Source organism: Micromonospora sp. NPDC049201 (genome assembly GCF_055586805.1).
This window is the reverse complement of the sequence record NZ_JBVJHM010000006.1, coordinates 258,579-276,253: the sequence shown is the minus strand read 5'-3', so window position 1 is coordinate 276,253 and position 17,675 is coordinate 258,579. Positions and strand designations below refer to the sequence as shown.

Sequence of the window (17,675 nt, the reverse complement as noted above, 5' to 3'; positions counted from 1 at the left end):
GAACGCGGTCCCGGTGCCAGGCTTGAATCCACCACTCCCGTTGCCCGAGAAAAGGTACAGATCCTTACTCACGGCGTGACGGGCAATGACATCGGAATTTCCGTCGCCGTCGAAGTCTCCTGGAGAGACGACGGTGTCGTACCGACTCCAGTCGTTACTGAACGCGGTCCCGGTGCCAGGCTTGAATCCACCACTCCCGTTGCCCGAGAAAAGGTACAGATCCTTACTCACGGCGTGACGGGCAATGACATCGGATTTCCCGTCGCCGTCGAAGTCTCCTGGAGAGACGACGGTGTCGTACCGACTCCAGTCGTTACTGAACGCGGTCCCGGTGCCAGGCTTGAATCCACCACTGCCAAGGCCGGAGAAGAGGTACAGGTCTTTACTGGCGGCGTGACGGGCAATGACGTCGGATTTCCCGTCGCCGTCGAAGTCTCCTGGAGAGAGGATGGTGTCGTAGCGACTCCAGTCGTTACTGAACGCGTTGCCGGTGCCGGGCTTGAATCCGCCGCTGCCGTTGCCCTGAAATAGGTGAAGGTCTTTCGTCTGAGAGTGGCGGGCAATTATATCCACATTCCTGTCGCCGTCGAAATCATTAGGAACAGGCGGAGGAGTGCCCCCGCCACCGTCGCCGCCGCCACCGTCGCCGCCGCCGTCACCGCCGCCGCCACCACTCGACCCGGATCCGCAGACAGTCCCAGTTGCGCCCGCGTGTTCCCACTCATGACGGCTGTCCGAACTGGTCCAACCGATTCCGACGCTAAAGGGCCCCACGCTCAGGCTATTAATGCCGGTTTGAGACCAGCTGTGACCGTTCTTGACGAATATTTGCGTTCTTGAACAAGAGTCCGTCAGCCTTGTGAACGACATTAGAATCATGCCGCCGTACATATCGAAGTCGACGTCGTTGTCGCAGCTAGCGCTTAGAGCCCGCGTGTAATCTTGTCTTTGATACGCGATACCATACTGATTCGCCGCAGTGGTGCCGGATGGGCTGGTGATGGAGCCAATGCCATAGTTGTCCCGCATTCCATTAAGGCCGGGGTCGCCCCAGTACCATAGTTGCGACGATCCAGAGTTGATCTGATATTCACCGCCACTCAACGCCAACCCAATCGCGTCCGGTCCGCCAAGGCTTCTGTTGATGCATCCCCTCCAAGCATCTGCGGCATAATCGTGGTTCAACCAAGACCATTCACCTCTGGCGTAATAGCGGCTATTTGTCGGCTCATACCACAAACTTGTAGACCAGCTGACATCCGACGCGCCTACGCCACCCTGGTCATCAAGAGTCGCGGCTGAACTTCGTGGTGAAGCCGTGGGCTTGCTCGCACTTCTGGCAACCGGGATTAGGCAGAACTCCTCAAGGAATACCTTGTCCGCCGCCGCTTCGCCTTCGCCGCGGGAGAGGAGCGACGACGACGCGTTCCCGAGCGACTTCTCAGTGATGGGCTTGTCGGCATTAGGTCCCTTGCGGATGCACTTTGCGGGCGCCGCCACTGCTGGTGCGGCGTCGATTGCTACCCCGGGGCCCCACAGGAAGAGTGCACCTGCGATAATGCTTAATGTTGTGCGACGCACGCATTTCCTTCCATCGAAGAGATGTTTGAGACCGTAGCAGAAGGTAAGGCGCGGTGGGGTGCGGTGGAACATGGCAGGACTTATAGACAAAAATGCGGACGTACTGCTGGCTCGAAGTTGGAAGAGGGAAGAGGAAGGCAGAACTGCATGCAAAGCGAAAGACGTAACTTCACCTACCCGCTAGGCAAGATAGCGTTTGGCATGGCACTGCTCGGCGTAATTCTATTCGTTTGCGCGGGCAACTTGGACTACGGGCTCTTAGGCCTAAGGTTCCCGATGAATGCAATCGCCATCATTCTCATGTCTGGATCGGTTCTTTTCTGGGCCCTCCATGCGCTGGCCTCGATCTTGCGGGAGAATAGAAGCGATTGCTAACGATCCTGCAAGAGAGCACCGATGTGCTAGCCGGCCACAGCCTCGTGTCGGATCGGATCCTGCCGCCGCGAGTGCATATGTCGGATCCATCACCGTCCGCGCAAGGCCGTTGTACCCGCTACGAGATCCGTTGGGCAAGCCAGGAGGCGGCCTGGTGGTGCCAGTGGATCGCATGCTGCGGGATGTGGCGTACGTGTGGACGATGTTCCAGTACCCCCCGCTACCCGCAGGTAGTGGGCTGGCACCGGACCTGCTCACCGATACGGAGCACACCCACGCCGAGGCCCTGGAATGGAGCCGAACGTCGTTGGTGGAGGCGTATCAGATCAGCGCCGCGCTGCTGGTCAAGCTCGGCGACGCAGAGTTGACGGGGCTGGCCGTGGATCCGCCGATGCTTGCCGCCACGGGGCAACCGAGATCTGGCAGCCGCCGCAGCCACGCAGCGCGGGCAGGTGTTGTTGCGCACGCTCAGGCGGGCGCGCCAGGCGAAGTCGTTGATGCTCGCCGCCGAGTACCGGATGCGGCCACGTCCCGCTGGCACGCGATCGCACCGGCCCACGCCGGATTCGCTAATCCGCTGAGCGGCCCAGTACGGCCTTCCCCGGCGTCCACGATAGTCCGGATTCGCACTCCACGGGCGGGCAGCCTGCGAGTACGTGGTGATGACGCCTGAGCGCTCGGTCAGTTGATCGCGATGGTTCCAGCAATGCGCTGAGCGGCTACTGCGGGAAGGCTCGGATTCTGCGTGAGTTCCAGGATCACCTCGGGGTCCGGGTGGGACGTCAGCTCGATCAGAAGGAACTGGGCAACGTCCAGTCGCTCCGACGCGTGGGCGCCCAGCGCCAGTCGCACTGCGGTGTCCGGCCAGGAGGCGAGCCTGGGCAGCAGGTCGTCGGGTGCGTCGGCCCGGTCGATGGCAGCGAGCAGTGCCCATGGATCCTCGCCTGACATTCGCTCCACCGCCAGGTTCCCCGACTCGATCAGCGCCAGCAGGATGTCGCGCTGTCCGCTTCCGGCAAGCAAGTTCGTCTGGGCTGACGTCAAACGCTGTTCCCGCGCCAACTTCCCCACAACGCCGGATCCTTCAAAGCCAAGAGGACATCGACGTGCTCGGGGAGCAGTGCGGGGTTTCCTGCCAAGGCAAGCAGGATCGGCTAGGAAGACACGACACTCCCGGACGTTGAGGGCTGTGCAGCGCAATTCGCGGTCAGTACACAGCGTCGGGCAACGTCGGGAAACATATAGCGCGGAGCCGCGCGAACATATCTGTCGGCGTTCCACCTTGCGACATCAGGGACGCACCCACTCCCAGTCGCTCTCGCATTCATCGGTGCTGAAGATGGCACACGACCCGTCCCCAGCCGGGGATTCTTGTTGCCCGGCCCGATACGACTTTCTGCTCCTTTCTCAGCCTGCCGCCGACTCCATCCACAGATCTTAACAATTCCTCCCGGTCGGCGGCAGCTCGAGTGCCGGTAAGAAACGTTAATCAGATCCTTATGGAACGTGACTGCCAGCGGCGGGATCACCCTCCGGGCACGCGTCGGCCCCGACAGTCACGATCGTCGCTGGCCGCCCGCGCTCCATCCACCCGGGCAACAGCGGCTCTAAACATCGCCCACTGCTCATCGGTCAGATCACCACGACCCACCGTAAGACCATCGACGGAGACGAGCCCGGGGATCAACTTCCGAAACGGCCCTAGATGTTCTGCCCAGAGAGGTTGGGGACGCGGCTGGCGGGTGGGCCGCCGAGTGCGGTGTGGCTGCGGTGATTGTTGTAGTGGTGCAGCCATGCGGGCAAGGCGGCTCGTCGGGCGGTCTCTGAGGTGTATGGCTTGGCGTAGGCCCATTCGTCGGCCAGGGTGCGGTGGAAACGTTCGACCTTGCCGTTGGTTTGTGGGTGGTAGGGGCGGGTTTCTTCACGCTGATCCCGGCGCTGGTGAGGGTGTCGCGCCAGAGTCGGGAGCGGTAGCAGCTGCCGTTGTCGGTGATGACCCGTCGCACGGTGATGCCGTGAGCGGCGAACCAGGCTTGCGCCCGTTGCCAGAAGGCGGTGGCGGTCTCGCGGGTCTCGTCGGTGAGGATTTCGGTGTAGGCCAGGCGGGAGTGGTCGTCCAGGGCGGTGTGCAGGAACGCGTATCCGAGCCTGGCGCCGCCCCAGCGGTCAGTGGTGTGTCCGGGTGTGGCGGTGCGGTTGAGTTTGCCTCGTCGCCGGCCTTGGGTGCGCCAGCCACCGCCGTCGGGGATGTTGCCGAGTTTCTTGATGTCGACGTGGACCAGGTCGCCGGGGTTGGCGTGTTCGTAGCGGCGGACCGGACGGCCGGTGCCGCGATCCAGATGAGCCAACCGGGCGACCCCGGCACGGCGCAGGATCGCGTGGCACGTCGACGTCGCGATGTCCAGCCGCCCGGCGATCCGGGCTGGCCCCCACCGCTTCTTCACCCGTACGTGCAGCACCTTGCGCTCCACCGGTGGGCGGGTCCGGTTCGGGGACCGGTGCGAGCGGCTGGACCGGTCAGCCATGCCCGCGACGCCCTCGGCGCGGTAGCGGTCAGCCCACCGCTTCGCGGTGTTCACGCTGACCTGGAAGCGTTCCGCGGCTCGCCGCAACGGCCACCGATCGTCAACCACACAGGGCGCCAAGCGCAGCCGGCCACGCTCTGTCAGGGATGCGTTAGCGTGGGGCACGAGGACCTCCCGGGTGATGCGGAACCTTCGACAAGCTCCACCTCACCCGGAGGTCCTCACCTATTTCAAGATCCCAGCCCTGACACCAACGTCCATGGGCAGAACACCTAGACGAGCCGTGAACGGTTAAAGCCCCGTCCAGGCCGTGGCGACCGCCCGGCTGCTACAGCTACCAGCGACCTAGCCCGCGAGCAGTACAGCCACGACTGGGACGCTATGGGCGTCATCAACGCCCCGACACATCCATACCGTTCCACCCATCGCCCGAATGCAGCACGAGTGGAACGCCACGGGTGTCAACGACGCGCCGACACACCGATGGCGTTCCACCCACGGCCTCGAAGCGGGGCAGGCCCCGGCGGCCTACGCCGTGAGGGCGACGCGCCACGACGACGACAAACCGTCCGTCGGCTGGTCAGGCGCGGGTGCGCTGCCGAAGCCGGGTCGAAACGACCGCGCCGACCGCCATGAAGACCGCGACCACAAGCGACGGCAGGGCGTCGGGCCGGCGCAGCAGTTCCCCCGCCGACTCGGTGTTGCCCAGTTGGTGGAGCGTGCCCAGCAGGAGGGTCGGCGCGATGGCGATCAGCAGGCGCTGGTCGGCCGTCGCCCCCCAGAGGAAGGCGGCCGCCCCGGCGATCACCATTGCGGCGGCGACGATCCGGCTGCCCGTGTCGACCATGCGGAGGCCGTCCGCGGAGATCAGGTGCAGGGCGAGCATGCCGGCGGTGACCAGGACGGCGTTGGCCCGGGGCGCCGGCGGCACGTCCGCCGGACGCCGCAGGCACGCCACGATCAGGGGCGTGGCGACGACCGGCGCCCACCACTGTGGCAGTCCGTTGAGGAAGAGGTACGGGGAAATCACGGTCGGCACCACTGCCGCGGCCACCACCAGGACGGCAGCCATGCGGGTACGGCCCGCGACGAGCGCCACCAGCGCCGCGCCGACCATGAGTTCGTAGACGCCCTGGTCCCGGAGGACGGTCAGGGGATCCGCGAGTCCACCGAACTGGAACGCCTCGATCAGGTCGTCGAGGCCGATGAGCGCACCAAGCGCCAGCACCGCCATGGCGCCCAGGTGGATGCCCTGCCAGAGCAGCACGGCCGTGGGTCGGGGCGCGGTGCTGCCGCCGTGCACCCGTAGGGCACCCCGGATCAGCGAGGTCGCCTCCCGAAGGCGGGGCCAGCGGCGGGTGGTCGGTTCGTCACCGATAAGCGTGTCGATCAGTTCGTCGGCGCGTTCGCGCCGGTAGCCGGCCGGATAGGCCCGCAGCAGCATCCGGTAGCGCTTCTCCAGAACATCGGAACTCATGCTGGTCGGATCCTCGCGGTAGAAGGTTGACGGGTGCTTCCCTGTGGTGAGCCCCGGTGCGCCAGGCGGTCCATGACCACCCGGGCGGCCCGGGCGAGCCGGTCGGCCTCTTCGGCGAGCAGGCGGTAGCCCTCGTCGGTGAGCCGGTAGTAGCGACGGGCACGCCCGTTGACGATCTCCTCACCGTCGGCGGTGACGAGGCCCTCGCCGAGCAGCCGGTCGATCACCGAGTAGAGCGAGCCGGCGGCGAGGGTCACCCGTCCATCCGACAGCTCGGTGACCCGCTTGATCACGGCATAGCCGTGGAGCGGGCCGCCGAGCAGGGCAGCAAGAACGAAGTACGACGGTTCCCGCAGCGCGGGACGCGAGGTCGATCGCATGAGCTGAATATACAAGCAGCATGAGTATTCAGCCAAGGCGACCTGGGGCCTGTGTCGAAAGTCGGTCACCACCACTAGTTGATGGCGGCGAGGGTGGATCGTGGCCATCGCTGCCACCGTGCTGATGAGGCCCGCCTTTCTCGGTCGCTTCGAGAACAACGTGGACACGTCACAGGTCAGGCGCTGCGGGCAACACAGTGATAGGCGTCTCTCGCACAGGCTTGCCAGTCAGCGCCGCCTCGGGCAGCGCCAGTAGGTGGCCCCAGTGGCGATCAACAACCGCGGCCAGGTCCTCGGCCGCACCGACGCAGGCCCCGTCCTGTGGACGAACGGCCGTGCCCGGCCCTTGGCCCTCGGCGAGGTGTCCGACGTCAACGAGCGCGGCAGGTCTCCGCCGGGGTGTATGTGCCGGGCGGCTTCTACGCCGCCCTGTGGCACAGTGGCCGGGTCACCGACCTCGGCGCCGGCCCCTTCGACCGCAGCAACCACGTACGCCCTCAACGACCACGGCTGGGTGATCGGCTGGCAGTTCTCGGCCGAGCAGTTCGAGCGCGGCATCCTCTGGCGGCACGGCCGCGCTCTGGACGTCGGCACCCTCAGCGGCAGCTCCACCCAACTGCGGACGATCAACAACCGCGGCGAGATCCTGGCCAGCTCCCAGGCCACCGACAGAAGCGCCCGCCCGACGCTGTGGCGACGCGGCGTCCTGCACGACCTCAGCCTCGCCGGAGTCAGCACGGACGGCGAGGTCGTCGACCTCGAAGACCGCGGCCGCATCGCCGCGACGGTCCGCCCGGTCTGGGGTGTCAGCCGCGCGGTCGTCTACCACCCGCGCTGACGAGGGCCGGTCCCGGGCGGCGGGCCGGTCGCGGTCACCCGCCCGGATCAGACCGCGGCCGCTTACCTGGGCGGCCCTGGCAGGCGTCAGCGCCCGGGCCAGCGACCGTGAGGCTCAGTCGCTGCCGACCCGTTCCCACGGCCCCCTCGTCAACCGGACGTGCTCAGGAATGCCGTGCCTTGTCAGCGGCGAAAGAGCACGCCGCACTGTCGGTTGCCGGCGCGGACCCGGTGGCGGAGTGACGGGGGACCCCGACTCCGGCGAGGCGGACTGACAGAATGCTCGGATGAAAGCGCGGAGTCGAGTGACGTTCATCATTGAAAGCGAATCACTCACCGCGGAAGAGATCAGCCGACGGCTGGGCCTGCGGCCTACGCAGGTCACCAAGCAGGGCGACCCTGTATCTCTGAGCAGGCCCCATGCGGACCGCCGCAGACACACGACATGGGCCCTGGCCAGCCCGCTCAACGACGACGAGGAACCGGCCGCGCACCTGGAGGCGCTTCTTTCCCTCATCGAACCGCTGGCCCCCACTCTTCGGCAGGTCGAAGAGTCAGGAGGCAACATTTCCTGGTCATGCTTCGTCACGGCGAAACCGACGGGGAACATGGTCTGGCTCGAACCGCACATCTTGTCCCGCCTCGCCAGGATCGGCATAGCGTTGGTGCTCGACATCTATGACAGCGACACCGACTGAGCGGTCACATCAGCAAGGCCGCGAGCGCTGGCAGGGGCGTTCTTGATCAGGATGGTGCTCGACAGCGGTAACGCCGAGGTGACCGAACGCGCGCCCGGTCAGCGGCATGTGCGGGCGCCGGCCAGGCGGACCACCTACGGCGCCCTGCGGCGATCGCGACTGTCCGCTGCGGCAGCACCGGGACCGGCCAGTCAGCGGCAAGCCGTCGTCGATCAGCCCTCGGCGAACGGGATTCGGCGACCTTCCACGAAAGCGGCGGCCCGTTCTCGCGCTTGCACTATTGATCGATTATCGACGTCGGTGATCAGACTGAGTCGGCAGCCAGACAGGGCAGGCGTTAGCCCGTCCTCGTGGCTCCAGAGGCGAGCGAGGTGATCACTCGGGCGGGTTATGGTTTCAAGGTTTCTAGGCACAGGATCAGCACTTGGCCGTCCTCGAAAGTCTTCCAGAGGACGTCGTCGGCTGTCGGAGCGCCGGAGCACGTCTCATTGAGGATCTTCTCTGTCACCGGACTCGGCCTTATCTCGCGGTACACCACTCGCCTGCGCGCAGTCGGATCGTCACAGGCGACGATGCGCGTGTCCTCTACCGCCGCCCCGGCTAGACAGTCCCCAATCTCGGCGGAGAACCGCTCTACATCCCGTACGCTGCGGACGAAGCCGAGGATGCAACTGATCGCACCAACGACGGCAAGAATCGCGGCCACGAACGCCCGTAGGCTTGACGCCCGAGATCCCTGTCCAGCGGGCAACGACATCAGCACTCCAGCGGAAGTATGGGCAGAGCCGATGGCACCCAAGGTAGAGCTCGCCGTCAACCGCCAACACACGACGCCTGTCAATCCGGGCGCCGACCGGGACACATTCTGGGGAGGTCAATGCACATCCGGCCGCGGCGGTCGCCCAACCACAATCAGGCGAGCGGGCCGACTAAAACCCGGACGTTGCTGGTCGGGCTGGAGCCCACGCGGGTTCACAGGCGCGGCGAAGCCTTGGGGTCGCGCGTGCACAGATCGAGCGGCTGGTACGTCGACGCGCCGCAGCGGGATGAGAACGACACGGCTACTTCTCAGGGAGTTGCTCGCTGTCATCGAGCCTCACGCCGAAGGGCTGGCGCACGCCCAGCAGGTGCGGGGAGTCCGGGCGGGGATCAACGTCGTGGTCGAGATGCGCTCCGGACGAGACAGAGCCGGCGACCTCCTGGTGACGACTCCCGCTTTTCACCTCACCGCGGCGACGATGCGGCGGCTGGCTGGCTGGCCTTAACCTGTGGCTCGACTGCGATCAGTACGTCAACTGACAGGCGACGCCCGTCATGCCACCTGCACCGAAGCCGACGACAATCGACCGTACCTCCGAACCCCTCGACGTGGCATGAGCGCGCACCCGCCGTCCGGCTTGGTGGCCGTTTCCCCCTCAGGGCAGATCGCGGCGCAGGATGTAGTTGAAGCCAAAGTCTGTCTCGGTGGTGCGGACGTCGATGTAGCCGAGCCGGCGGTAGAAGTCGTGCGCTGTGATACTCGCGCCGGTTTCCATGTGGTCGTAGCCGTCGATCAGGGCCAGCGCCTCGATGTGGCGCATGAGGAGCCGTCCTATGCCGTGACCGGCGGCCCGGGAGTGCACGAACATGGTGTAGACCTTGTTGCCGTCACGGGAGACGGTGCCGGTGATCCCGTTTGCTTCGGCGACGAACATCTGCCGTTGTGTGGCGAGTTCTTTGATGCGATGTTCGGTGAAATGGTCGCACATCCGCCCGATCACCTCGCTCGGATAGTCACGACTGTTGACCTGACGCAGGCAGCGTTCGATGAGGGCCGCGACGGCAGAGGCATCGGCGTTGTCGAACCGTCTCACGATCACCATCGATCCACCTTGCCTGCATCAAGTGCCAGACGGAGCACCGGCATGACCGGACGACGTGATGGATGCCCCGCATTCGGCGCTCCCGGTCGCCGTTGAAGTCCGGGTTGAGGCGGTCGGCCAGGCAGGACCGGTGCGCGGTGAACGACGCACACCCCGATCCCTCGCTGCCGCGCACATCGACAGAGACGCCGTCGCCGCCGGGGCTGAGGATCGTGCGCTGGCCGCAGCATCCGCACGGCCAGCTGAGCTCGCGCAGGTCCGCGGCACGCGTCGTGAGGCGTATCCGGACGGGCGGGTGGTACCAGCTGATCTCCTGTACGACCGCCCCAGGCCGCACATGGGTAGCGGCGTCTCACCGGTGATGAAGCGCCAGGCAGAGGCTGGCCCGCCCATGGGGTGGACCGCCGTAGGGATGCAGAGGGCATTGGCTTCGGCGATCGGCTTGCCCAGCAGGTCGACCAGCGCCTCGCGGTGCTCGGGTTCGTGACGCCCGCGGACGTGAGAAGAAGCTTCACGCTTGCCTCCTGTGTGCAACAAAGTCGACAGATCGGGGGTACGGGAGTACGGATCGAACACCGCAACGAAATTCATCGCTGTTACGACCCTCGACCCCTGCACGCCGAAACGGGACAGCGGAAGCGGCGACCGTTCGATACCTTCGCGATGACTGATGAACGCGGAGGGCTCGCATCCTGTCACGCGCGGTGCTGCCCGCTATCCGAACGCGGGGGTTCACGTGTCACCTGTCGAACCGCCGGGCGCCGCCGAGCGGCCCGGTTTTGAACGACGCCCGCACTTCCGGCTCATGCTGCTGCCGGCAGCCATGGGGCTCGTACTGGCAGTGCTCGGTGTGGTGGCCGCCAACCATGCGCCGACCGATCTGTCGCAACTTCCCGGCGTGCCCGGGCTCCCGTCGCTGCCGCCCTTCCCGGGTGGCAGCCCTGGCCCCGGTGCGCCGAACCTGCCGTCCGGGTTCCCGTCCCTGCCCTCGTTCCCCGGCGACCTGCCCTCGCGCTCCGGTGCGCCCAACCTGCCATCGGGCTTCCCGAGCCTGCCCTCGTTCCCGGGTGACCTGCCCTCGCTGCCCGCACTGCCTCCGGCACCGAACGCCGCCGGAGGTGTGCGATGACCGCCCTCACCACGACGACGACGGCGCCGGCCATCCGGCGGCCCCGATTGACGTTCGACACCCGACCTCCGCTGCTGGTGGCTCTGCTGTTCTCCGCGCTCTACGCGGTGCAGATGCTGATCGACCTCCTTCGGCCAAAACTGATCCCGACCGATCCGGCGATCGGCTTCTTCCTGCCGTTCTGGCCCGCCCTACCCCGGGTCGTGTTCTGGTTGGTGCTGGTCAGTTGGGCGGTGGCCATCCTGCTGCTCGTCGGCTGGTGGCTCACCCGGCGGACCCGACCGGTGGCGCCCGCGACCGTGCGCCTGGTTATCGCCGGCGTGCTGCTGGCGCCATTCGTCGTCTACCCGCTCGCCACCGTCTTCGGACACCTGGGCTACGCGCTGGTCTGCGTACCGAGCAGCGCTTTTGCGCTCTGGGCGGTGGTCCGGATGCAGCGCTACCGGCGGATGCCGGGCTGGCTGCCGCTGGCCCTGTTCGCCTGGGGTGCCACGATCGCGGTCGGATTCGGGGCCGCGATGAACACCTCGGTGTTGGAGTGGGGCCCTTCCTACTACGGCAGCGTCAACGCGCTCGTCACGATGAACAAGGTCTACACGATCACCTTCGTGAGCGCTGGCGTCGGCGAGGAACTCGGCAAGGGCGCCGGGGTCATGCTCGTCTATCTGCTCCTCCGGCGGCATTTCGACGGTGTGGTCTCCGGCATCGTGCTCGGGGCCGCCGTCGGGCTCGGTTTCAACTTCACCGAGAGCATCGAGTACATGTCGGCGGCGAACGGCGCCGCAGCCGAGTTTCAGTTCTACATCCGCCAGTCCGCCGGGATCATGGCCGCCCACGTCGCCTTCACCGCCGCGATCGGCGCCGGCTTCGGGGTCGCCCGGCAGCTCGCCGATCCTCTTCAGCGACGGCTCGCCATCGCGGCGGGCTACGTCGGGGCTGCCGGCGCCCACTTCGCCAACGACACACTGCTGCGGTGGCTCTCCCAGCACCCGCTGCACTGGTTCGCGGCCGGCTCGGCACCGGACATTCTCATCGCGCAACTGCTTCCCCTGGTGGTGCTCCAGGGTCCGTTCGTCGTCTTCTACCTCGCCCTGCTGCATCGGGGTCTGCGCAGCCAACGGGCCGGGCTGGCCGCCGAGCTTGGTGCCGAGGCCGGCTCCGGCGGGACGGCGGTCACCGAGGCGGAGGTGCCGATCCTGCTCGATCCCGCCCGGCGACTGTGGCTGCGAATAGCCACGCTACGACGGTACGGGCCGGCGGCGTACCGGGCGGTGAGTCGGCTGCATGCGGCTCAACTGGAGCTGGGTACGCAGTTGTGGCACCGGGCGCGCGCCGAGGTCGACCCGCATGCGCCGGACGACGAGACCCTGCGCGGCCTCGTGCTGCGCCGCAAACAGGAGGTCCAGTCGACAGTCATCGCGGGAGAATCCCAGCGGGCGGTGCCGGCATGAGCGGCAACGGTTTGCTCCGCCGGGCGGCGACCGGTTTGCTGGTCGCGCTGACGGTCCTGCTCTTCCTGCCCTCTCCCGCCCTCGCCTGCACGATCACCTACCAGAACGGCGAGCCGAGCCCGGGCGGCTGCGGCGGCGCGGCACCGGCGATCGGGGCCGCTGCCCTCCTCACGACGGCGGCCGGCGCGGCCGTGATCTGGTCACTACTCAGCTATGCCCGTGGCGCGATGTCGGCGACCGACATGGTGCGGGCGCTCCAGCAGAACTTCAACGTCCTCGATGCGATCGGCCGTGACCTGCCGTCGGGCGGCCAGTCCATCGGAGACCGGCTGGCCGCAGGCGCCCAGGTCCCCGCGCGGGCTCGCGGCAACCCGGATTCCTACTACTACAACCCGCAACGGCGCGAATACCAGCTCAAACCGACGGACCGAGGCGCCAACCCGGTCTCCGGATCGACGATCGCCAACCAGCTCGGCACCCGGGTCCACTCCAAACTGAAGGCTGCGGACATCGCCTCCGGCAGGTGGGATCAGGTCGACACCGTGCTGACGGACGCCGCCGGCGACGTGATCATGCTGCCGAAACGCTACGACCTCACCACGGGCGAACCCATGCCCGACTCACCGCTGATGAAGTCCCGGCCGGACGGGTTGAGCCTCACGCGCGACGAGATCATGGATCACAAGCCGATCGGCCGTCCGGTGCTGAAGGACCAACACCAGATCATCAGGTACGTCAAGGCGTACGAGCTGAAGACGGGTCGGCTGCCCCAGAAGATCCTGATCGAAGCCTACGATCCACTGACGGGCACCGTGGTGGACACGCAGGAGTACTCGATCCAGCACTTCATGCCCTGGCTGAACCGCGCCTAGCGGTCCCGTTCCATCGAAACCCTGCCGGAGACAGCACATGGAGACGCAGCACCAGGCATTTCCCTTCGATCACGAGGGTTTCCTGGGCGGGCTCGCCCCGATCCTGTCGCGAGCCCTGGCGAGCGGCGACACCGAGGGCCTCGTCGGGTTCATCGAGGACAACCTCGACCAACTCCGCAGCCCGTACCCCGGGAACACCGTGACGACCCCCTGGCGAGCCATGTTCGAGGGCGAGCTGGACGTATCCGAACTAGGAGACTTCGCCCTCACCCGCTACTACGACCCCAGCGACGATGTCGGGGTGGGGTCGGGCTGGGAGGAGGTCTACAACCTGGCAGCCGCCGAGGTCGAGGCCGACACCGACGAGCTGATCTTCGGCGCCTGGTTCGGTCCGGCGGACAACCGCTTCAACCCCGGCCGGGTGGGCTCCTTCATCCGGCCCTGGGAGACGGTACGCCGGCAGCGCCAAGCCACCGCCGCGCGCATCAGCAGCGGTGCCTACTCGGATGCCATCGTGGCCCTGGAACGCATGCTCGCAGCCGCGGATGAGCGGAAGCAGGGCCTCTACGTGACGTTCTGACGGTCGGATGGAGGGGCCATTGTTGTTCACGCACTGCTGTTGCTCGGATCAGGTGCCCCTGCAGGGCCCCGGCAAAGTCGTGACGGTGTCTTACTTCTCAGGTTTGGAGTAGAAGCGCCGCTGTTGGTGGCAGCAAGACGGGCATGACGTGCTCGGAAGATCATCGAGGTTCTCTACGCCATGCTGATCGCCGAAGTGAGTCATGCCTGCGCTGCCATCACTGCGTCAGCGAGGTCAGCTCAGGCAGTGTGTCCGCGTCCAGGCCGTAGCCATCGACAAGCTCGATGACTTCCAGACGCCTCCGTCATCGATGGCTCAATGGTCGTCCAACGTAGCCACGAACGAGCCGGATGATAGCCAAGCCAGCTACGAGCCCGTGGATCTTCGAGGGTGGGCGCGGCAGCGATGCAACGCCGGCAGAGACTTGATCTCGACACGGCCGCCTCTAACGACGCTCAGCGCTCCGCTGCAAGGCCGTCAGTAGACGGGGACGGGCAAGCGGTCGCCGACGCCGCTGCTCCCAAACTGCTCCCAATTTATGGGGCAACAGCGCGAAAGCCCGTTACCGGCAGGACCGGCTACGGGCTTCCTAGCTGTAGACATTTACGGTGGGCGATACTGGGATCGAACCAGTGACCTCTTCGGTGTGAACGAAGCGCTCTCCCGCTGAGCTAATCGCCCTCAGCGCGCATGACTCTACCCGATCGACGGCCCGGACCAAAAACCGGGCCTCAGTGCGTCGCGAGGTAGTGCAGCGCCCGCGCGACCACGTCGATGCCGAGGCTGTACTTCAGCGACAGCCACACCACCACCGACACGAAGACCAGCCCGACCAGGCCGAGCACGAAGCGCACCGGTAGCGATCGGCTGGTCACCCAACGCGTCCAGGCGTTGACGTGCCGGCGGGTGAACGCGAGCAGCCGGCGGGCCCAGTGGAACTCGACCGCCCAGACGCCGAGGCCGGCGATGACCAGCAGCCAGCCGGGCCCGGGCAGCGGGATGAGCGCGATGCCGACGGTGACCACGACAGCGCCGAGGATGCCGATGAAGATCTTCAGCGCGACGCGGCCGGTGGGGTTGGCGCGGATGAGGTCGAGCGTGGTGTGCAGGCGACCTCGCCAGCCCCGCCGACGCGGCGCGGTGGGCGCGGCCGGGGAACGCCCGTCGACCGGCACTTCGTACCCCCGATTTCTGGCCGTTCGGGCCGCATCCTCCGGCGGATCGCCCGGGGCCCGCGATGCCACCGGGGTTTCCCTCGTGACCATTTCCACCCCCAGTGTCGCGCGGGACCGTCACCCCTGCTGAGGACTGGACGTTACCGGAGTAAGTCGACGACTGAACCACCCGTTGCCGGGCGGGACGACGGAGTGGGCGGAACCGGAAATCCTACTCGGGGTCTCCCGGCCCCGAAGGCTTTCCGATCCCCTTCCCACCACTGGGTGAAGTCAGCGTATGGCGGAGCGTAGCCAGGAGCAGCACCTGAGTATGGGAAAAGCGGGACACGCGCGTTCCGCAGCGGTGCCGGGGGGAGAACGTCCATGAGTGTCATCCGACCGACGACCGTAGAGGTCGAGACGTCGCTAAGGCTCGTCGCGCCTGACGCCACCGCCTTGCCGGTGCGTGCCAGTCTGCGTTACGACCCTGCTGACCCGTATGCGGTCCATGTCCTGTTCCATGCCGAGTCTGCCGGCGGCGAGGCGGTGAGCTGGTCGTTCGCACGCGAACTGCTGGTCACCGGGCTCGACGAGCCGGCCGGCATCGGTGATGTGCGGGTCTGGCCGTGGGCCACCCCGCGCGGCGACTTCGTCGCGCTGGCGCTGTCGTCCCCGGACGGCAACGCCCTGTTCGAGGTTCCGCGCAGCGTGCTGGTGCGCTTCCTGCGCCGGACCTACGTCGTCGTTCCGCGCGGCCGGGAGGCCGAGCACCTGGACGTCGACACCGCGGTGAACCGGCTGCTCGCCGGTCGCTGAGCACGACCACACCCGGGGCCGCGCGGATCTGCCGAGTCCGCGCGGCCCCGGGCCGTCTCACCCCGAGGGGTACGCGGGTCAGCCGCGCGTGGTGATCCCGCCGTCGACCGGGATGACCGCCCCGGTCAGGTACGCGCCGGCGCGGGACGCGAGGTAGATCGCGGTGCCGGCCATGTCGTCGGGGTGGCCGATGCGGCCCAACGGCACCTGCTGTTCGATGGCGGCGCGCGACTCCGGGTCGTCGAGCGCGAACGCCATCATCTTGCTCTCGAACGGCCCGGGCGCGATCGCGTTGACCGTGATCGCCTCACCGGCGAGCTGGTGGGCGAGACCGCGGGTGAGCATGTGCACGGCGGCCTTGGTGGCGGAGTAGGCGTACACCTCCATCCACGGCACCCGGAGCCCGTCGATCGAGCCGATGTTGATCACGCGGGCCGGGTCGTCGGCATCGGCGGCGGCGCGCAGCGCCGGCAGCAGCGCGGTGGTGAGCCGGAACACGGCCTTGACGTTGACGGCCCAGAGCTTGTCGAACGCGCCCTCCGGGTACTCCTCCAGCGGCGCGCCCCAGGTGGCGCCCGCGTTGTTGACCAGCACGTGCAGCCGGTCGTGGCGTTGCCGGACGGCTTCGGCCAGCGCCAGCGCGCCGGCGTCGCTGCCGAGGTCCGCCGGGATCGCCTCGCAGTGCCCCTCGGCGGAGAGTTCCTCGGCGACCGCCGCGCACACGTCGGCCTTGCGCGAGGAGATGATCACCCGGGCGCCGGCCCGCACGAAGCCGCGCGCGATCATCAGCCCGATCCCTCGCGAGCCACCGGTGACCAGGACCGTCTTGCCGTCGACCGAGAACAGATCCGTCATGCCCATCCCATCGCCGTCGCCGCCGGGCCGCGGACCGGTCACCCGACCCGAGCCTTACCGATCGGTAACCTAACCGTCCGTGGTGTGCCCCGACAAGGCGTCGGAGCGGGGTGAAACCGTCGAGATGCAACGTGCGTCCGGGCCGGTTACCGTCAAGGATGATGGTCACTACCGGTCAGCCCTCCCCGGCCACCCGCATCGGCCTCTCGGACATCCGCCTCGACACCGACGAGATCGTCACCGGCGCGCTCGACGACCTCACCGCCGCACCCGGCTGGCCCCGGCCGATCCTGCTCGACCGTGACCTGCTGGTCCTGGTCACTCATGGCCACGGCACCGCCGAGCTGGACTTCCGGGCGGTGCCCTGCCGACCCGGCACGCTGCTGCGGGCCCGCCCCGGCCAGGCGCTGCGCTGCCTCGGTCAGCAGCTCGACGCCACGGTGGTGAGCTGGGGGCCGGACGCGCTGCGCGGCCTCGACGTCGACCCGGACGCGGTGCCCGCCCACCGCCAGCTCACCGGCGAGGACGCCGACGCGGTGATCAGCGAGGTGAGTCAGCTCGCCGTGGACGCCGACCGGCACGCGCTGGTGCCCGCCGCCGCGGCGTTGCTGCGTCACCAGCTCGCCGTGCTGCTGCTGCGGCTGAGCCTGCTGCCGCGGGGCGAGGAGGGGCCACCGCCGGGCGCCGAGGCGGTGACGTTCCGGCGGCTGTGCCGCGAGGTGGAACGCGGTTACCGGCGCACCCGCCGGGTGGAGGACTACGCCGCCCAGCTCGGCTGCTCCGTGCGTACCCTGACCCGGGCCTGCCTGGCGGTGACCGGTCGCAGCGCCAAGCAGGTCATCGACGAGCGGGTGGCGTTGCAGGCGTGCCGGCTGCTGGCCGCCACCGACGACCCGATCGCCCGGATCGGCCGGCTGCTCGGTTTTCCCGAGCCGACCAACTTCGGCCGCTTCTTCACCCGGGAGGTCGGGGTGAGCCCGGGGGCGTTCCGGGCCGCCCGGGAGCAGCCGCTGCCCGTCCGTCTGGTGCGTCCGCGCCCGCCCGCCGACTCCCCCGCGCCGGCCGGCCGGGCATGATGGCAGT

At 67.5% G+C, this 17,675-nt stretch carries 15 protein-coding genes, 1 tRNA gene and 1 pseudogene; 8 read left to right on the top strand and 9 right to left on the bottom strand.

Annotated features, from left to right (window positions below; translation table 11 throughout):
• The 5 genes and pseudogenes from ACZ6O5_RS15435 to ACZ6O5_RS15415 all read right to left on the bottom strand — a co-directional run.
• On the bottom strand, nucleotides 1-1,653 hold a 1,653-nt coding region (locus ACZ6O5_RS15435), incomplete at its 3' end, for an FG-GAP repeat domain-containing protein (protein WP_465977604.1).
• A 984-nt stretch (nucleotides 1,654-2,637) separates the two neighbouring features.
• Nucleotides 2,638-3,027 carry a hypothetical protein gene (locus ACZ6O5_RS15430; protein ID WP_465977602.1) on the bottom strand — a complete coding sequence of 130 codons (390 nt, stop codon included), beginning with the start codon at nucleotides 3,025-3,027 and terminating at the stop codon, nucleotides 2,638-2,640.
• A 630-nt stretch (nucleotides 3,028-3,657) separates the two neighbouring features.
• A pseudogene (locus tag ACZ6O5_RS15425) lies at nucleotides 3,658-4,646 on the bottom strand (IS481 family transposase).
• A gap of 415 nt (nucleotides 4,647-5,061) precedes the next feature.
• On the bottom strand, nucleotides 5,062-5,958 hold the full coding sequence (locus ACZ6O5_RS15420; RefSeq protein WP_465977600.1) for a hypothetical protein: 897 nt from the start codon (nucleotides 5,956-5,958) through the stop codon (nucleotides 5,062-5,064).
• Complete coding sequence (locus ACZ6O5_RS15415; protein WP_465977598.1) at nucleotides 5,955-6,338, bottom strand: PadR family transcriptional regulator; 384 nt, start codon at nucleotides 6,336-6,338, stop codon at nucleotides 5,955-5,957. The genes ACZ6O5_RS15420 and ACZ6O5_RS15415 overlap by 4 nt, the downstream gene beginning before the upstream one ends.
• Before the next feature lie 265 nt (nucleotides 6,339-6,603).
• Between ACZ6O5_RS15415 and ACZ6O5_RS15410 the strand changes: the two genes are divergently transcribed.
• Together ACZ6O5_RS15410 and ACZ6O5_RS15405 are read left to right on the top strand one after the other, a co-directional pair.
• Entirely contained in the window at nucleotides 6,604-7,176 is a 573-nt protein-coding gene (locus tag ACZ6O5_RS15410) for a hypothetical protein (protein WP_465977596.1), read from the top strand.
• A 304-nt stretch (nucleotides 7,177-7,480) separates the two neighbouring features.
• Nucleotides 7,481-7,873, top strand: coding sequence for a DUF4279 domain-containing protein (locus ACZ6O5_RS15405; RefSeq protein WP_465977594.1), 393 nt, complete (start codon nucleotides 7,481-7,483; stop codon nucleotides 7,871-7,873).
• Between the two features lie 1,415 nt (nucleotides 7,874-9,288).
• Here the strand turns inward: ACZ6O5_RS15405 and ACZ6O5_RS15400 are convergent.
• The gene (locus ACZ6O5_RS15400; protein ID WP_465977592.1) at nucleotides 9,289-9,735 is read right to left on the bottom strand and encodes a GNAT family N-acetyltransferase; all 447 of its coding nucleotides are present in this window, start codon (nucleotides 9,733-9,735) and stop codon (nucleotides 9,289-9,291) included.
• A 670-nt stretch (nucleotides 9,736-10,405) separates the two neighbouring features.
• On the opposite strand from ACZ6O5_RS15400, the gene ACZ6O5_RS15395 reads away from it, so the two are divergent.
• The 4 genes from ACZ6O5_RS15395 to ACZ6O5_RS15380 are packed head-to-tail and all read left to right on the top strand — an operon-like array spanning nucleotide 10,406 to nucleotide 13,767.
• Complete coding sequence (locus ACZ6O5_RS15395; RefSeq protein WP_465977590.1) at nucleotides 10,406-10,864, top strand: hypothetical protein; 459 nt, start codon at nucleotides 10,406-10,408, stop codon at nucleotides 10,862-10,864.
• The gene (locus ACZ6O5_RS15390) at nucleotides 10,861-12,315 is read left to right on the top strand and encodes a PrsW family intramembrane metalloprotease (RefSeq protein ID WP_465977588.1); all 1,455 of its coding nucleotides are present in this window, start codon (nucleotides 10,861-10,863) and stop codon (nucleotides 12,313-12,315) included. Before ACZ6O5_RS15395 ends, ACZ6O5_RS15390 begins: the two co-directional genes overlap by 4 nt.
• Entirely contained in the window at nucleotides 12,312-13,187 is an 876-nt protein-coding gene (locus ACZ6O5_RS15385; RefSeq protein WP_465977587.1) for a hypothetical protein, read from the top strand. The genes ACZ6O5_RS15390 and ACZ6O5_RS15385 overlap by 4 nt, the downstream gene beginning before the upstream one ends.
• Nucleotides 13,188-13,224: 37 nt before the next feature.
• Nucleotides 13,225-13,767 (top strand): hypothetical protein, encoded by a 543-nt coding sequence (locus tag ACZ6O5_RS15380; RefSeq protein ID WP_465977585.1) that lies wholly within the window; start codon nucleotides 13,225-13,227, stop codon nucleotides 13,765-13,767.
• A 609-nt stretch (nucleotides 13,768-14,376) separates the two neighbouring features.
• On the opposite strand, the gene ACZ6O5_RS15375 is transcribed toward ACZ6O5_RS15380, so the two are convergent.
• Nucleotides 14,377-14,448, bottom strand: a tRNA-Val gene (locus tag ACZ6O5_RS15375).
• 50 nt (nucleotides 14,449-14,498) lie between these two features.
• Nucleotides 14,499-15,032: a TIGR02611 family protein gene (locus ACZ6O5_RS15370; RefSeq protein ID WP_425787384.1), complete on the bottom strand. Its 534-nt coding sequence runs from the start codon at nucleotides 15,030-15,032 to the stop codon at nucleotides 14,499-14,501.
• Nucleotides 15,033-15,305: 273 nt separating this feature from the next.
• On the opposite strand from ACZ6O5_RS15370, the gene ACZ6O5_RS15365 reads away from it, so the two are divergent.
• On the top strand, nucleotides 15,306-15,737 hold the full coding sequence (locus tag ACZ6O5_RS15365) for an SsgA family sporulation/cell division regulator (protein WP_007457244.1): 432 nt from the start codon (nucleotides 15,306-15,308) through the stop codon (nucleotides 15,735-15,737).
• Nucleotides 15,738-15,815: 78 nt separating this feature from the next.
• Here ACZ6O5_RS15365 and ACZ6O5_RS15360 read toward each other — a convergent pair whose 3' ends face one another.
• A complete protein-coding gene (locus ACZ6O5_RS15360; RefSeq protein ID WP_465977582.1) occupies nucleotides 15,816-16,592 on the bottom strand; it encodes an SDR family oxidoreductase in 777 nt (258 codons plus the stop codon).
• Nucleotides 16,593-16,753: 161 nt separating this feature from the next.
• Here ACZ6O5_RS15360 and ACZ6O5_RS15355 point away from each other — a divergent pair, with 161 nt between their 5' ends.
• The gene (locus ACZ6O5_RS15355) at nucleotides 16,754-17,668 is read left to right on the top strand and encodes a helix-turn-helix transcriptional regulator (RefSeq protein ID WP_465977580.1); all 915 of its coding nucleotides are present in this window, start codon (nucleotides 16,754-16,756) and stop codon (nucleotides 17,666-17,668) included.
• The last annotated feature ends 7 nt before the right edge of the window (nucleotides 17,669-17,675 follow it).

Bases quoted from the DNA above. Each gene is read 5' to 3' on its own strand.
- ACZ6O5_RS15420 (WP_465977600.1), bottom strand. From the start codon at position 5,958: ATGAGTTCCGATGTTCTGGAGAAGCGCTACCGGATGCTGCTGCGGGCC.
- ACZ6O5_RS15415 (WP_465977598.1), bottom strand. From the start codon at position 6,338: ATGCGATCGACCTCGCGTCCCGCGCTGCGGGAACCGTCGTACTTCGTT.
- ACZ6O5_RS15400 (WP_465977592.1), bottom strand. From the start codon at position 9,735: ATGGTGATCGTGAGACGGTTCGACAACGCCGATGCCTCTGCCGTCGCG.
- ACZ6O5_RS15395 (WP_465977590.1), top strand. From the start codon at position 10,406: ATGAACGCGGAGGGCTCGCATCCTGTCACGCGCGGTGCTGCCCGCTAT.
- ACZ6O5_RS15390 (WP_465977588.1), top strand. From the start codon at position 10,861: ATGACCGCCCTCACCACGACGACGACGGCGCCGGCCATCCGGCGGCCC.
- ACZ6O5_RS15385 (WP_465977587.1), top strand. From the start codon at position 12,312: ATGAGCGGCAACGGTTTGCTCCGCCGGGCGGCGACCGGTTTGCTGGTC.
- ACZ6O5_RS15380 (WP_465977585.1), top strand. From the start codon at position 13,225: ATGGAGACGCAGCACCAGGCATTTCCCTTCGATCACGAGGGTTTCCTG.
- ACZ6O5_RS15370 (WP_425787384.1), bottom strand. From the start codon at position 15,032: ATGGTCACGAGGGAAACCCCGGTGGCATCGCGGGCCCCGGGCGATCCG.
- ACZ6O5_RS15365 (WP_007457244.1), top strand. From the start codon at position 15,306: ATGAGTGTCATCCGACCGACGACCGTAGAGGTCGAGACGTCGCTAAGG.
- ACZ6O5_RS15360 (WP_465977582.1), bottom strand. From the start codon at position 16,592: ATGACGGATCTGTTCTCGGTCGACGGCAAGACGGTCCTGGTCACCGGT.
- ACZ6O5_RS15355 (WP_465977580.1), top strand. From the start codon at position 16,754: ATGGTCACTACCGGTCAGCCCTCCCCGGCCACCCGCATCGGCCTCTCG.